General features: G+C 40.7%; 10 protein-coding genes. 6 read left to right on the top strand and 4 right to left on the bottom strand.

Features of this window, described 5'->3' with window-relative positions:
• Positions 1 to 99: 99 nt before the first annotated feature.
• The 5 genes from ACYVM0_RS13905 (at position 100) to ACYVM0_RS13885 (ending at position 9,321) form a co-directional block, all read left to right on the top strand.
• Positions 100 to 390 carry a GIY-YIG nuclease family protein gene (locus ACYVM0_RS13905; protein ID WP_460557944.1) on the top strand — a complete coding sequence of 97 codons (291 nt, stop codon included), beginning with the start codon at positions 100 to 102 and terminating at the stop codon, positions 388 to 390.
• Between the two features lie 469 nt (positions 391 to 859).
• Positions 860 to 3,277: a glycoside hydrolase family 127 protein gene (locus tag ACYVM0_RS13900; protein ID WP_460557943.1), complete on the top strand. Its 2,418-nt coding sequence runs from the start codon at positions 860 to 862 to the stop codon at positions 3,275 to 3,277.
• A 27-nt stretch (positions 3,278 to 3,304) separates the two neighbouring features.
• Entirely contained in the window at positions 3,305 to 5,674 is a 2,370-nt protein-coding gene (locus ACYVM0_RS13895; RefSeq protein WP_460557942.1) for a beta-L-arabinofuranosidase domain-containing protein, read from the top strand.
• Positions 5,675 to 5,720: 46 nt separating this feature from the next.
• On the top strand, positions 5,721 to 7,490 hold the full coding sequence (locus ACYVM0_RS13890) for a DUF885 domain-containing protein (protein WP_460557941.1): 1,770 nt from the start codon (positions 5,721 to 5,723) through the stop codon (positions 7,488 to 7,490).
• 10 nt (positions 7,491 to 7,500) lie between these two features.
• Positions 7,501 to 9,321 (top strand): M61 family metallopeptidase, encoded by a 1,821-nt coding sequence (locus ACYVM0_RS13885; RefSeq protein WP_460557940.1) that lies wholly within the window; start codon positions 7,501 to 7,503, stop codon positions 9,319 to 9,321.
• Between the two features lie 11 nt (positions 9,322 to 9,332).
• On the opposite strand, the gene ACYVM0_RS13880 is transcribed toward ACYVM0_RS13885, so the two are convergent.
• Genes ACYVM0_RS13880 through ACYVM0_RS13865 form a run of 4 tightly spaced genes read right to left on the bottom strand, consistent with a single transcriptional unit; the run spans position 9,333 to position 14,075 of the window.
• A complete protein-coding gene (locus ACYVM0_RS13880; protein WP_460557939.1) occupies positions 9,333 to 10,577 on the bottom strand; it encodes an NAD(P)/FAD-dependent oxidoreductase in 1,245 nt (414 codons plus the stop codon).
• A gap of 27 nt (positions 10,578 to 10,604) precedes the next feature.
• Positions 10,605 to 11,606 carry a 4-hydroxyproline epimerase gene (locus ACYVM0_RS13875; RefSeq protein WP_460557938.1) on the bottom strand — a complete coding sequence of 334 codons (1,002 nt, stop codon included), beginning with the start codon at positions 11,604 to 11,606 and terminating at the stop codon, positions 10,605 to 10,607.
• Positions 11,607 to 11,629: 23 nt separating this feature from the next.
• On the bottom strand, positions 11,630 to 13,159 hold the full coding sequence (locus tag ACYVM0_RS13870) for an aldehyde dehydrogenase (NADP(+)) (RefSeq protein ID WP_460557937.1): 1,530 nt from the start codon (positions 13,157 to 13,159) through the stop codon (positions 11,630 to 11,632).
• Position 13,160: 1 nt separating this feature from the next.
• Positions 13,161 to 14,075, bottom strand: a complete 915-nt coding sequence (locus ACYVM0_RS13865; protein ID WP_460557936.1) for a dihydrodipicolinate synthase family protein — start codon at positions 14,073 to 14,075, stop codon at positions 13,161 to 13,163.
• A 125-nt stretch (positions 14,076 to 14,200) separates the two neighbouring features.
• Between ACYVM0_RS13865 and ACYVM0_RS13860 the strand changes: the two genes are divergently transcribed.
• Entirely contained in the window at positions 14,201 to 15,079 is an 879-nt protein-coding gene (locus ACYVM0_RS13860) for an AraC family transcriptional regulator (protein WP_460557935.1), read from the top strand.

Here is a 15,079-nt window from a genome sequence, read left to right as displayed (position 1 = left end):
TGCCCTGGTATCCCCAACAAGTCAGGGACGGGTTCGAGTCCTCCCCAACAAGTTGGGGACAAGAAAGGTTGTCTCTATAATAAGAGGCAGCCTTTTTTTATGCAATTATTTTATGTGTATATCATACAAAGTGAAAAAGATGGGTCGTTTTACAAAGGTTTTTCTTTGCAACCCCTTGTAAGGTTATCACAGCATAATAACCAGGAATCAGAATACACGTCTCATAAAGTTCCCTGGAAATTATTTCACCTGGAAATATTTGACAATAAAACTGTTGCATTAAAAAGGGAAAAGGCTTTAAAGAAATACAGTCATCAGCAAATATTGGAATTGTCGAAAAGCTATAAGAATCAATTGCAGCAATTTTTTGCAAAAGGTTCAGAGGGTTAACATGCTGCCCTGTCATCCCCAACAAGTTGGGGACAAAAAAGGTTGTCTCTATAATAAAAGGCAGCCTTTTTTTATGCAATTATTTTATGTGTATATCATACAAAGTGAAAAAGATGGATCGTTTTACAAAGGTTTTCTTTGCAGCAATTAATAAGATTAGCGCAGCATAATAACAAAGAATCGGAATATCCCGCCAATAAATCAGCAGCAAAGCGCTGCCTTATTTTCGATAAGTCGCATGAATAGAATTGTAATAATTAACTTATTTTATCCTCCAAATGCCCTCTTGTTTTAAAACGGGTTAATATCAGTTAATAATCAGCTAAATTAAGATTGCTATTACTGGGCATCGTCTTATAGTTTTGGAGAGGAGATTTTAGTTGGGAGGATTATATCAGGATGTCTCTCCTTTTCATTGATTACTTTGGCGGAGGAGAAAATTAAAATAATGAAAGCCTATAAATATTTTATGAACCGATTCAGTTACAGGGTAGTTGCTTTAGGGATGCCCGCACTTATGTTTTTTGCCACCAAGGCTGCTGCCCAGTTAAAAAATGATTATCCTATTCAGCCCGTTGCTTTTACGCAGGTGCATGTAACGGATAATTTCTGGGCACCCAAAATTAAAGTAAATGCAGAGGTAACAATACCGTATACACTACAACAATGTAAAAACACCGGCAGGATAAATAATTTCTTAAGGGCAGCAGGAACATTGAAGGATGACAAGAGTACCACTTACACGTTTGATGAAAGTGATGTGTATAAAATAATTGAAGGCGCATCTTACAGCCTGCAGGCAAAACCTGATCCTGCATTGGAAAAATACCTGGATACACTTATCAGCTATATTGCTACCGCCCAGGAAAAAGACGGCTACCTGTACACGTTTCGCACCATGCACAATTCCAAGCCACATGAGTGGATGGGTGCCAAGCGATGGGAAAAAGAAGAAGACCTGAGCCATGAATTATATGATGTAGGGCATCTGTATGAAGCTGCTGTGGCGCATTACAGGGCAACGGGCAAAAAGAACCTGCTTAATATTGCCATAAAAAATGCTGACCTGCTGGTAAAAACATTTGGATGGGGTAAAGAAGAAAAATTTCCCGGTCACCAGATCATTGAAACCGGCCTGGGAAAATTATACAGGGTAACCGGTAAAAAAGAATACCTGGAGCTGGCTAAATTCTTTTTGGATCTGCGTGGCACTCCCGGCCACCTGAACCAGGAGTACAGTCAATCGCATATTAAAGTCATTGATCAGCATACAGCTGTAGGCCATGCTGTAAGGGCTACCTATATGTATACCGGCATGGCAGATATTGCTGCACTTACCGGTAACAAAGAATATTTATCTGCCATTGATGATATATGGCATGATGTAGTGGATAAAAAAATTTATATCACAGGCGGAATTGGCGCCACCAATAATGGCGAAGCTTTTGGTGATGCGTACGACCTGCCTAACATGAGTGCCTATGCAGAAACCTGTGCGGCTATAGCCAATGTATATTGGAATAGCCGCATGTTTTTATTACATGGCGATGCTAAATACATCGATGTAATGGAACGCACTTTGTACAATGGTTTGCTTTCGGGAGTTTCACTTAGCGGCGATCATTTTTTTTATCCTAACCCGTTGGCATCAATGGGGCAGCACCAGCGTAGTGCATGGCACGATTGTGCCTGCTGTATTTCCAATATGACAAGGTTTCTTCCCTCTATGCCGGGTTATATTTATGCACAGGATAAAAATGACCTGTATGTAAATCTTTTTGTGGGTAGTACTTCAACCATAAAATTACCTGCTGCAAAAATCACAATTACACAAAATACCAATTATCCATGGCAGGGTAAAAATGAAATCACTGTTCAGCCAGATAAGGGTGCTTTGTTTGCAGTACATATCCGCATCCCCGGTTGGGCAATCAACCAACCTTCACCCGGCAATTTGTATTCTGATATGAATCAGTCATCAACAGCTTTTACCATTTTACTAAACGGTAAGCCGGTAAAGTACGAGATGGAAAAAGGGTATGCTGTTATACATCGCACCTGGAATAAAGGGGATAAAATATTGCTTGACCTGCCAATGGAAGTTAAAAAAGTAATTGCCAACAGCAATGTAAAATCTGATAAAGACAGGTTTGCTTTGCAGATGGGGCCCATTGTATATTGCCTGGAAAGCCCGGATAATAAAGACAGTGCAGTGATGAATATTGTTGTAGACAAAAATGCTGTTGTACAACCGGAATATAAATCGGGTACGCTTAATGGTATTACTGTTTTAAAAATGCAGGGCCTCTCTGCAAAAAGGCAATTGAATACTGATGCACTGATACAATCAGCACAGGAAGTAACCGCCATACCTTATTATGCATGGGCCAACCGCGGCCCTTCCGAAATGGAAGTATGGATACCTTATGATGCATCAGCCGCAAGGCCAAAACCTGCAGCTACCATTGCTTCAAAAAGTAAGGTGTCTGCATCAATCAATAACCCACGCATGTTCCGTTCGCTTAACGACCAGTATGAACCTGCAGATTCAAAAGATGCCAGCGCTTCTTTTTTGCATTGGTGGCCAAAGAAAAATACTACCGAATGGGTGCAGTATGATTTTGATTCAACCTATACCGTTTCCGAATCAAAAGTGTATTGGTTTGATGATGGTCCGTGGGGAGGTTGCCGCATTCCGGCATCCTGGAAATTGTATTATAAAAAAGCCGGGGAATGGGTACCTGTTAAAAATACTTCATCGTATACTGTTACCAAGGATAATTATGACACCGTGCATTTTGAGCCGGTTACTACTACGGCTTTAAAGCTTGAGGTACAATTGCCTGTTGATAATGCTACCGGCATTCACGAATGGATAGTGCAATAGCTTTTAAAAATATTCAGTAAAGGGAAAATGAAAAAAAATATTTTATTTGTTGTATCACTATTGCTGGTAGCGGCAACAGGTGTACAAGCGCAATCTTACATTGCCGGAAAAAATTACCGCAAAATGAAAGTGAAGCCTGTTACTGACATACAGGCTTATGCTTTTGATTTAAAGGAGGTGCGTTTACTCAATGGCAGCCCGTTTAAAAATGCCATGGATAAAGATGCGGAATATCTTTTATTACTGGAGCCCAACCGGTTATTGCATCGGTTTTATACAAATGCCGGCCTGCCTGCCAAAGGCGATGTGTATGGGGGATGGGAGAGCGAAGGATTGTCGGGACATACTTTAGGCCATTATCTTTCTGCCTGCGCAATGATGTACGCATCCACAGGTGATAAAAGACTAAAACAAAAAGCAGACTATATCATTAACGAACTGGCGCTTTGCCAGCAGGCCCGTAAAACAGGCTATGTAGGTGCAATTCCCAATGAAGATTCTATTTTTGGAAAGCTTGCCAAGGGGGAAATAAAAAGCGGAGGATTTGATCTGAATGGAGGATGGAGCCCATGGTATACGGTACACAAATTAATGGCTGGTTTACTGGATGCCTATTTACAGTGTGATAATAAAAAAGCATTGCAGGTGGTAAAGGGCATGGCTGACTGGGTGGGTAACACACTGAAAAATTTATCTGCTGAACAAATACAAAAAATGCTGCGTTGCGAATGGGGTGGTATGAATGATGTGCTTGCTAATTTGTATGCGGTAACAGGAGAAAAAAAATACCTTGATCTGTCCTATATATTTTACGATGATTTTGTAATGAAACCTTTGTCGGAAAAAATTGATCCGCTGCCGGGCAAACATTCCAATACCAATGTACCCAAAGCTATTGGCAGCGCCAGGCAATATGAATTAACCGGTAAGGTATCCGATAAAACAATAGCCAGCTTTTTCTGGGAAACCATGGTACATCACCACAGTTACGTAATTGGCGGCAACAGCAATTATGAATATTGCGGGGAAGAAGATAAATTAAATGACCGCCTTAGCGACAATACCTGCGAAACCTGTAACACGTACAATATGCTCAAGCTTACGCGGCATTTGTTTTCGTGGCAACCTGATGCTGCGTTGGGAGATTATTATGAAAGGGCATTGTACAATCATATCCTGGCATCACAAAATCCTGAAACAGGCATGATGTGTTATTTTGTTCCCCTGCGTATGGGTACACAAAAATCTTTCAGTGATTCTTTCAATACATTTACCTGCTGTGTGGGTAGTGGTATGGAAAATCATTCCAAGTACGGCGAAGGTATTTATTACGAAGGCAAGGATGGCAGTTTATATGTCAATCTTTTTATTCCTTCGGTATTAAACTGGAAGGAGAATGGTATTACTGTTACACAGGAAACAAATTATCCTGAAACAGGGAATGCTACATTTACCATTGCCACAAAAAAAGAGAAGCCATTTGCTATTAAGGTGCGTAAACCATGGTGGGCAAAAAACGGCGTCACATTTAGTGTAAACGGTACCGGTATTATTCCTTCAGGCGAAGAAAACGGGTTTATTATCATTAACAGAAAATGGGCAAATGGCGATAAGTTAGCATTGGCGATGCCGATGAGCTTATATACTGAAAGCATGCCCGATAACCCCAACAGGATCGCTTTTTTGTATGGCCCTTTGGTATTGGCCGGGCAATTGGGTAATACTATGCCCGATCCCGTAACGGGTGTTCCTGTTTTGCTGACAGATAACAGGAACATCAGCGACTGGTTACAACCGGTAACGGGGCAACCTCTGAGTTTTGAAACAAAAGGAACAGGAAAACCTTTTGATGTAAATCTAATTCCGTTTTACAAAACCTATAAAGAATATTACAGTGTATACTGGGATTATTTTACCAATGCGCAATGGGTAGCCAGGCAGGAAGAATATGAAAAAGAAAAAAAGGAACAGAAAGAAATTGAAGCCAGAACGATTGATAATTTCCGCATTGGAGAAATGCAGCCTGAAAGAGACCATAACCTTAAAGCAAGTGAAAGATCTTATGTTAGTGATGCCATGGGTGTAAACGGCAGGGAAGCCCGTGCAGCTAATTATTTTTCTTTTGATATGAAAGTACAATATACCGCAGGTGGCGGAAACAGTTTATTGCTAACCTATATTGGTGATGATAAAGACCGTAAGTTTGATATTATTGTTGACGGCCGCAAAATAGCTACCGAAGAATTAAAGGGTGGCACCACCGGAAAGTTTTATTATAAAACTTATCCATTGCCCGGGGAGCTGATTGAGCGTAAAGAAAAAGTGACTATAAAAATTGAAGCCAGCTATGGCAAAACTGCCGGGAGAATTTTTGGGGCAAGGGTAATAAAAAATTAGGTACTGATAAACTGATCAAAATATTCCACCAACTAACCATCTGAGTATGAAAAGAAATTGCCTTCTTGTTATTGTACTGTGCTTTTTATTTGTTCCGCATAGTATTGCACAAAAATCTGCCACATCAGTTTTATACGCTCAAACCAGCGAAATGGCAGACATGATGACGAAGTATGATGCAGATAAAAGCAGCATCATACGTTTTTATTCTGTTGAAGTATCTGAGGGAGAATGGTGGATGCGGCAGAATAACGATTATAATTCACCTGAATGCCGCCAGCATTTGCAGCAGCTTATTACAACGTACCTGGAACAACTTGATAAGATTGATTTTAAAAGCATGAATGTAAACGGTAAAGTAGATTACCTGCTGTTTAAAAGAGATATTGAAGACGAACAATATAAATTACTGCAGCAGCAAAAACTTTACGAGCAGGTAGCATCATATTTTACGTTTGGGGAAAGAATGTATGTTTTGGAAAAGTCACGCCGCAGGGGCATTGCAGTAAATGGTGAAGCAGTTGCTAAAGAATTAAATGATATCAATAAAGAGATTACTGCAGCTATCAAAAAACTGGCAAGCGGTGATAGCATCGAAATTAAACAGGCCCGGTTTGCAGCATCAGTAATTAACTCATTAAAGGGGGGATTAAAAAATTACTATAATTTTTATAACGGTTACGATCCCATGTTTACCTGGTGGGTGCCCAAGACCTATACGGCTACTGATAGTTTGTTGAATGTATATGCACAGGCAATAAAAAAGAAAGGCAGGTTAACCACTTCGCAAAAAGATGATGGCAGCGGTATTATTGGAAACCCTATTGGTCACGATGAACTGGTGCGGCAGTTAAAAATGGAGTTTATTCCATACACGCCTGAAGACCTTGTGGATATTGCCAATAAAGAATTTGCGTGGTGCGACGCAGAGTTACTAAAAGCATCACGTGAAATGGGGTTTGGCGATAACTGGAAAGCGGCGCAGGAAAAAGTGAAAAATTCTTTCGTAGCTCCCGGCAAACAACCGGAAGCCATGTTTGACCTGTACAAACAGTCGGTTGATTTTTTAAAAAAGAATAAGCTGGTTACTATTCCGCCGCTTGCAGAAGAGGACTGGACAATGTATATGATGTCGCCTGAACAGCAACGTGTGAACCCGTTTTTTTTAGGAGGTGAGTCGCTGATCGTTTCATATCCCACCAATACCATGACCTATGATGAGAAGATGATGAGTATGAGAGGAAATAATCCCGGTTTTTCAAGAGCTACAGTACACCATGAATTAATTGCAGGGCATCATTTGCAGGGATACATGACCAGCCGCTATAAAACCTATCGCCATTTTGATACACCGTTTTGGGTAGAAGGCAATGCATTGTATTGGGAGATGCTGTTGTGGGATATGAAATTTCCTGCTACACCCGAAGAGAAAATAGGGATGTTATTCTGGCGTATGCACCGTTGCGCAAGAATTATTTTTTCGCTCAACTATCATTTAGGTAAATGGACACCGCAGCAATGCATTGATTTTTTAGTTGACCGTGTGGGGCACGAAAGAGCGAATGCAGAAGGAGAAGTACGCCGTTCATTTACCGGGGGGTACGGACCTTTGTACCAGATTGCCTATATGATCGGTGGTTTACAATTCATGGCATTAAAAAGAGAATTGGTGGACACACATAAGATGACCTATATGCAATACCATGATGCAGTGTTACATGAAAACAGTTTACCGGTTGAAATGCTGAGGGCCATTCTTATTGATCAGCCGCTTGACAAAGATTTTAAAACAACCTGGCGTTTTTACAATAAATAATATTGTACCAATGAAAAACTGCAAAGCTTTTTTTAAGATTTTGGTTACGGGGTTCTTATTTTTTTTAACCCATCAATTTATTTATGCACAGCAAAAGGGTGTTGCTTTAACATTTACAGTTACAATGCCACATCCCGAAACGCAGCAGTATCATGTAACATTTAAATGCGAAGGGATTAAAAAAGATTCCATTGAATTTAAAATGCCTGCGTGGATGCCGGGCTATTATCAGCTACTTAATTATGCAGGTAATGTAGAGAATTTTACAGTAGTAAATGGTGACGGTAATGTGTTAGCCTGGCAAAAAAATTCAGACAATGGCTGGATGGTACGATCAGCGAAATCAGCTGTACTCGTTATCAGTTATGATGTAAAAGCAACCGTTTCTTTTGTAGCTGCCAATTATATTGATGAAGAACACGGATATATTGCACCAACCGGTTTATTCCTGTATCCAACAGGATATATTCATCAACCTGTAACAGTAAATATACAGCCCTGTTCAAAATGGACTACAGTTGCTACGGGGCTTGAACCGGTGGTAAATAAACGGCATACTTTCACTGCTTCGGATTATGATGTATTGTTTGATGCGCCCATTCTTATGGGCAATCTTGAAACATTTCCTTCTTTTACAATAAAAAATATACCGCACGATTTTATAGCTTTTAAGCCGGATAGTTTTAACCGGAATATTTTTATGAATGACCTGAAAAAGATCATCACTGTTGCATCAGGCATAATCGGAGATATTCCTTACAAACATTACACGTTTTTAGGTACCGGGCCGGGTGGCGGTGGCATTGAGCATTTAAATTCTGCATCGGTAGCGTTTACCGGAAAAGAATTAAATGATGGCAATCGCAAAATTGGTACCTACAATTTTTTAGCACATGAATATTTTCATCATTACAATGTAAAACGCATCCGGCCAATTGAACTGGGGCCGTTTGATTACGATAAAGGCAGTAAAACAAAAATGCTCTGGCTGTCGGAAGGTATTACGGTGTATTATGAATATATTATCCTGAAGAGAGCCGGATTTACCATACAGCAAGATGTGCTCAATACTTTCGGTGCTTCAATAAAAGAATATGAAAGTAAACCGGGAAGAAATTTTCAAACACCGGCGGAGGCCAGTTATGCTACCTGGGAAGATGGCCCTTTTGGCCGTACCGGCGATGAAGTAAACAAAACCATTTCGCCTTATGACAAAGGGCCTTTGTTAGGGATGTTACTGGATTTTAAAATACGGCACGAAACAAAAAATAAAAAATCGCTTGATGACGTAATGCGGTTGTTATACAATAAATATTATAAAACAAAAGGCAGGGGATTTACAGAAACAGAATTTAAAAATGAATGCGAAAAAACAGCAGGCTCATCGCTGACAGATTTTTTTGATTATATCTATACACTTAAAACAGTTGATTATCCCACTTATCTTGGCTATGCAGGCCTTACTATTGACACCGCAACTCACATATTACCGGGTGCATGGTCAGGTGCAGGGGTAAGAGACAGGAATGATACTTTATGGAGCACCAATGTGGAGTATCAATCTCCTGCATGGCAGGCAGGCTTACGCAACCGTAAAGCTATACTAAAAGTGAATGGCAATAAAATGAATGCTACAGCATTTAACGAATTACTGGCCTCATCAAAAAGCGGCGATAGCATAAAAATACTCTTCAGCACATCATCAGGAACAAAAGAAGAAGAGATGATACTGGCTACAAAGAAGGAGCGTAGCTATGCAATAACCCCGGTTACAAAACCAGGCGCATTGCAAACGGCTATATTAAAAAGCTGGCTGGGCGAAAGCCAATAACGAATTAGGGTTTAACCAAATCTTTTTGGGTCAAACGCTTCAACAGCGATACTTGTTTTTTGATGATTGATCGTTTCTGCAATTAATTTTCCGGTACCTGTAGCTGCGGATACACCCAGCATAGCATGAGCGCCTGCATAACTCAGATTTTTAAAACTGCCGTGCCTGCCGATATAAGGCATTCCATCAGGAGAAACCGGCCTGTAGCCAAACCATACTTTTTGCATATCCGGTGATTCAATTGACATAGCCGGGTAATATTTTTTAAAGGCATTGTAGATACTCATCACTCTTTTGGGGAGAATTTTATCATTGTGCCCACTCAGTTCCATAGTGCCGCCAATGCGCAAAGCCCTGCCATAAGGCGTTGTAGCAACACGGTCATCTACAAGTATTGAAGGGTATAGCAAGTTTTGCTGCAATTGGGAATAGTTGAAACTATATCCTTTACCCGGTTGCAATAATGTACGAAGCCCCAGCATTTTTGATATTTCGGGTATCCAAGATCCGTTAGCTACTACTATTTCATCTGCAGCAGTTTTGTTGTTCCCTGCTATTACTGCAGTTATGGTATCCCCGGTTTTTTCGAAGCCGGTTACCGGGGCATTTAATTGAAATTGTACCCCTCTTGATTTCAAACAGGCATACAGCACCCGCATTAATTGCCCGGGGTCAACATAGCAGTCATCCAGGTACAACACTCCACCGGCAACATTTACTTCCACTTCTTTTTCATAGTCCTGCACTTGTGCAGCTGTACAGGTAATTGTTTTTAAGCCTAATTGATTGGCCTGTTCTGCCAGGTGTTTTTCGTGATCACCTGTTTTTTCATTCCTGTATAACATCCAGCATCCTTTTTCGGTAAGGCTGAAGGTGTTGCCAAAATCAGATTTAAAATCAGTAAGCAGCTGCCTGCTTAATTGCAACAGGTTATTTAAATGCGGGATATTTTTTTGCAGTGTTTTGTTATTGGCACTTTTATAAAAAGTAAAACCCCAGCTTATCAGGTCCAGGTTCATCCTGGGTTTAATGAAGAAGGGGCTTGATGAATCCAGCATCCATTTGATTCCCTGAGCAATTATGCCCGGTGTAGCCAGTGGTACAAAATGACTGGGAGAAATATATCCCATATTACCGAATGAACAACTGTTGGTAATTGTACCATTGTCAATTACTGTTACTTCATTACCTTCTTTTTGTAAATAGTATGCACAGCTTAATCCGATAATGCCTCCGCCAATAACACAAACTTTCATCTTTAAATACTTTTAGTCTATCGTTTATTAAATTACCTGGAAGCCGTAAGCATACGGATCATCTTCGGGATCGATCCAGATAGTATTATAACCATATATTTTTGCCCAACCTTCTATGCCCGGCCTTATAGCAGGCTTGCCATTCACCGTTGTTTCCTCTTCAATTGTGCCGATAAATTTTGAACCGATAATACTCTCGTGAATAAACAGATCACCTTTTTTTAATTTGCCTTTGGTATACCATTGGGCCATCCTTGCCGAAGTACCGGTACCGCATGGGGAGCGGTCGATAGCTTTATCACCGTAAAACACTGCATTTCTTGCGGTGGATGTTTTATCCAGTACAGCACCAGTCCATAAAATATGCGAACAGCCGTTGATGGTGGGATCATCTGGATGTACAAACTCGTATTTTTCGTTTATTCGTTTACGCAATTCCCTTGCCCAGGCAATTAATTTGTCGGCTGCGTAATGTTCCAGGCCTTTAAAGTTTTTTTGTACATCAACAATAGCATAAAAATTACCGCCGTAAGAAACATCAACTACCAGTTCGCCCAGGTCGGGGCAATCTACTGTTAACTCTGTTGCAGCAAGATAGGCCGGAACATTCACCAGTTTGACTGATTTTACTTTTCCGCCTTCTTCTTTATAGGTAATATTTACCAGGCCTGCCGGCGCTTCCATTTTTATAATGCCCGGCGTATGCGGAATGATCAATCCTTCTTCTATAGCAATGGTAATAGTGCCGATAGTGCCATGCCCACACATGGGTAAACAGCCACTGGTTTCAATAAATAATACAGCCACATCGTGCTGCGGATCGTGTGGTGGAAATAATATACTGCCACTCATCATATCATGGCCACGTGGTTCAAACATTAATCCTTTTCTTATCCAGTCGTATTCCCTTAGAAAATGCTGTCGTTTCTCGCTCATGTCCTTTCCTTCCAGCACCGGGCCACCACCGGCAACTAACCTTACGGGGTTACCACAGGTATGCGCATCTACACATAAAAAAGTTTTCTTCATTGTACTATGATAAAATTTATTTTTTAAAGAATAGCGTCTTTGCTGAATTGGTTATTTACCAGGCGCCATATATTTAAAGGATTACTGTTTTGTAAGGCATCGGGTAAAAGGTTGCCTGAAAAATTCTGAAAACAAACCGGCCTTACCCAGCGTTTAATGGCGGCGGTGCCCACAGAGGTAAACCTGCCATCGGTTGTGGCGGGGTAGGGACCACCATGCACCATGCTGGCACAAACTTCAACTCCTGTTGGTGCCCCGTTAAGGATAACCCTTCCTGCAAGTGTAGTTTGCATTTCTATAATATCCCGGTAATTTTCAAAGTCAACGGCTGTTCCCATAATCGTTCCCGTTAGCTGACCTTTTAAGGAAGACAGAACGGCGATCATATCTTCCCTGTTTGTGCAAACAACGGCCAGTGAATAAGGACCAAATACTTCTTCGTGCAGTTTTGGGTTTTGTAAAAAATGAGCCGCTGTAACTTTAGCAATACCCGGTTGTGCTTCCATTGCGGCTGGTTGCTGTGCAGATTGTGCCAGCAGCGTAATGTTATTTTGCTGCAACATGTTTTGCACGCCTGTAGTGTATGCATTGTAAATGCCCTTGTGTAACATTTTTTGTGGTACAGCTGCAGCAATAGCCGTTTCAATTCTCGATAAAAAATCATTTAATGCATCGCATTCCATTACCAGCATTAATCCCGGGTTGGTGCAAAACTGCCCGGCACCAAGGTTTAATGAAGCCACAAATTGCTGGGCTAAGGTATCTGTGTTTTGTGCCATGGTATCGGGCAGAAAAACAACCGGGTTAATGCTGCTCATTTCTGCAAATACAGGAACAGGAATTTCTCTTTGCCTTGCATATTCCACCAATGCTTTTCCTCCCTTATAAGAACCGGTGAATCCAACACCTGCGGTATTGGGATGTATAACTAAATCCCTGCCGATATCATTACCTTCTCCTGCAACATGCTGTACGGTATGCAAAGGCATACCGGATAATTGCATGGCTTCAGTGATGGCCTCGTACACTAATAAAGATGTTTTGGGGTGTGCAGGATGTCCTTTTACCACCACCGTGCAGCCGGCAGATAATGCACTTGCTGTATCGCCCCCAGCGGTAGAAAATGCAAAGGGAAAATTGCTGGCACCAAATACAATTACAGGTCCAGTTGGTAAAAGCATTTTCCTGGTATCGGGTTTGGGTGGTGTGCGGTTATTATCTGCGATATCAATAACGGCTTCAACCCAACTGCCTTCTTCAAGTAAGGATGCAAACATTGTCAACTGCCCTGTAGTGCGGCCAATTTCGCCGTTTAATCTTGCCAACGGAAGATTGGTTTCTTCATTGGCAGCCTGCACCAGTACTTCCCTTCTTTTTTCAATACATGTCGCTATTAATTTTAAAAACGAAGCCCTCTCAAAGGGCTTCGTTTTTTTATATTGATCAAATGCCATTGCAGATTGCAACATTACCTGGTTAATAGTACTCTTGTCCATCGTCTTTAATTTATGTTGCGTTAATTTTTTTTCTGGTGAACTTATTTTTAAAAGCATATCAAAGTGATAAATAATCAGGCAAAACCGGTCTTGTGGCAATACCATGGTCAATTATTTTCAGTACTGCTTCTCTTTCGGCACCCGCCAGCGTTAATCTTGGTGCCCTTACAAATTCGCTGCCAATGCCGGCCTGCGCTTCTGCCAGTTTAATATATTGTACCAGTTTAGGATGAAGGTCCAATTCGAGCAAAGGTAAAAACCAGCGATGTATTTTTAAGGCTTCTTCAATTTTACCTGCTTTTACCAGGCGGTAGATGGCTACAGTTTCGGCAGGAAAGGCACACACCAATCCGCCAACCCATCCTTCTGCACCCATCACCATTTCTTCCATAGCAATAGTATCAATACCACATAAAACTTTCAGCCTGTTGCCAAAACGATTTTTTACCCTGGTTACATTTGATACGTCTCTTGTAGATTCCTTTATTGCCTGGATGTTGCTGCACTCAATCATTTCTTCAAACATATCCAATGTGATTTCTGTTTTATAATCAACAGGATTGTTATACACTATAATTGGCAGATCGGTGGAATTGGCTACTGTTTTAAAATAACTTACCGTTTCCCTGTGGTCGGTTTTATAACGCATTGGCGGCAGCATCATTAATCCTTTAGCGCCCCATTGCTTTGCATATTGCGCCTGTTGCAATGCTTCCCTTGTTGAGCCTTCGGCAATATTCAGTAACACGGGTATTCTTCCGTTCACTATTTCAACGGTATGTTTTACCAGGGTTTCTTTTTCCTGTGTGGTTAATACGCTGGCTTCTCCCAGGGTACCGCCTAATATTAATCCATCTATACCTGCTTTAATCTGAATTTCAACATTCTTTGTATAAAGCGGCAGGTCCAGTTTATCATCTTCAGTAAACTTGGTTGTAATTGCGGGAAATACCCCTTTCCAGTCTATTTGCATACAGTATTTTTTTTGTCAAAATTATTTGTATCCGCCTTTAAAAAGAATGCAATACTTAACTAATATTTTACCAATATTAACCATAATTATCTTTTTTTAAGAAAAATGTGATAATATTGGATAAGATGAAAGTAATTCAGTTTACCATACCGGTTGCAAAGGAGCATGCTGTAATAGTGCAGGAAGATGTATTGCCGTATTTCTACAATCATTTACACCGGCATAACGAAACACAGATCACCTGGGTAATAAAAGGAGAGGGCACCTTGATAGCCGGTAATTATATGCAACCTTTTAAAGCCGGCGACATATATATACTGGGCGCCAATCAACCGCATATTTTTAAAAGTGATCCGGTGTATTTTGATAAACGCAGAAAAAAGCAGGTACATTCCCTCACTTTCTTTTTTAATCCCAATGGTGTTTTTAAACCTATACTTGAACTTACTGAATCAAAAGCCATTAAAAAATTTACAGACAGTACTAATTACGGGCTACACCTGCCTTCGGGTGAGCACAATAAAATTACGGGGGAGATGCTGAAAGTAAAAAATGCAAAGCAGGCACTTCGCCTTGCAGCATTTATACGTATGCTGCATGTAATGTCGGGCATAAAAGAATGGGAGAAATTATCAACCATACCATCCGCATTTTCATTTTCTGATATGGAAGGGCTGCGGATGAATGATGTATACCAGTTTACAATGAGCCACTATTCGGAAAATATTAAATTAAAGCAGGTGGCGGATATTGCTTACATGACGCCACAGGCTTTCTGCCGTTATTTTAAAAAAAGAACCGGAAAAAATTATATTGTTTTTTTAAATGAGATCCGCATCAGCGAAGCCTGCAAAAAAATAACTGCCGGAGGTTTTGATAGTATCTCTTCCGTGGCTTATGATACCGGCTTCAGCAGTGCGGTTAGTTTTAACCGGGTGTTTAAAAAAATTGTAGCTAAATCCCCGCGGCAATACCAGAAAGAATATCTTCAGAAGATCGATTGA

This window comes from Ferruginibacter profundus, from assembly GCF_054783275.1.
The sequence above is the reverse complement of the archived record's forward strand: the minus strand, read 5'-3'. Positions and strand labels throughout refer to the sequence as shown.

What these genes read in the sequence shown, in the direction of transcription:
- ACYVM0_RS13905 (WP_460557944.1), top strand. Translation starts at nt 100, where the DNA reads ATGCAATTATTTTATGTGTATATCATACAAAGTGAAAAAGATGGGTCG.
- ACYVM0_RS13900 (WP_460557943.1), top strand. Translation starts at nt 860, where the DNA reads ATGAACCGATTCAGTTACAGGGTAGTTGCTTTAGGGATGCCCGCACTT.
- ACYVM0_RS13895 (WP_460557942.1), top strand. Translation starts at nt 3,305, where the DNA reads ATGAAAAAAAATATTTTATTTGTTGTATCACTATTGCTGGTAGCGGCA.
- ACYVM0_RS13890 (WP_460557941.1), top strand. Translation starts at nt 5,721, where the DNA reads ATGAAAAGAAATTGCCTTCTTGTTATTGTACTGTGCTTTTTATTTGTT.
- ACYVM0_RS13885 (WP_460557940.1), top strand. Translation starts at nt 7,501, where the DNA reads ATGAAAAACTGCAAAGCTTTTTTTAAGATTTTGGTTACGGGGTTCTTA.
- ACYVM0_RS13880 (WP_460557939.1), bottom strand. Translation starts at nt 10,577, where the DNA reads ATGAAAGTTTGTGTTATTGGCGGAGGCATTATCGGATTAAGCTGTGCA.
- ACYVM0_RS13875 (WP_460557938.1), bottom strand. Translation starts at nt 11,606, where the DNA reads ATGAAGAAAACTTTTTTATGTGTAGATGCGCATACCTGTGGTAACCCC.
- ACYVM0_RS13870 (WP_460557937.1), bottom strand. Translation starts at nt 13,159, where the DNA reads ATGCTTTTAAAAATAAGTTCACCAGAAAAAAAATTAACGCAACATAAA.
- ACYVM0_RS13865 (WP_460557936.1), bottom strand. Translation starts at nt 14,075, where the DNA reads ATGCAAATAGACTGGAAAGGGGTATTTCCCGCAATTACAACCAAGTTT.
- ACYVM0_RS13860 (WP_460557935.1), top strand. Translation starts at nt 14,201, where the DNA reads ATGAAAGTAATTCAGTTTACCATACCGGTTGCAAAGGAGCATGCTGTA.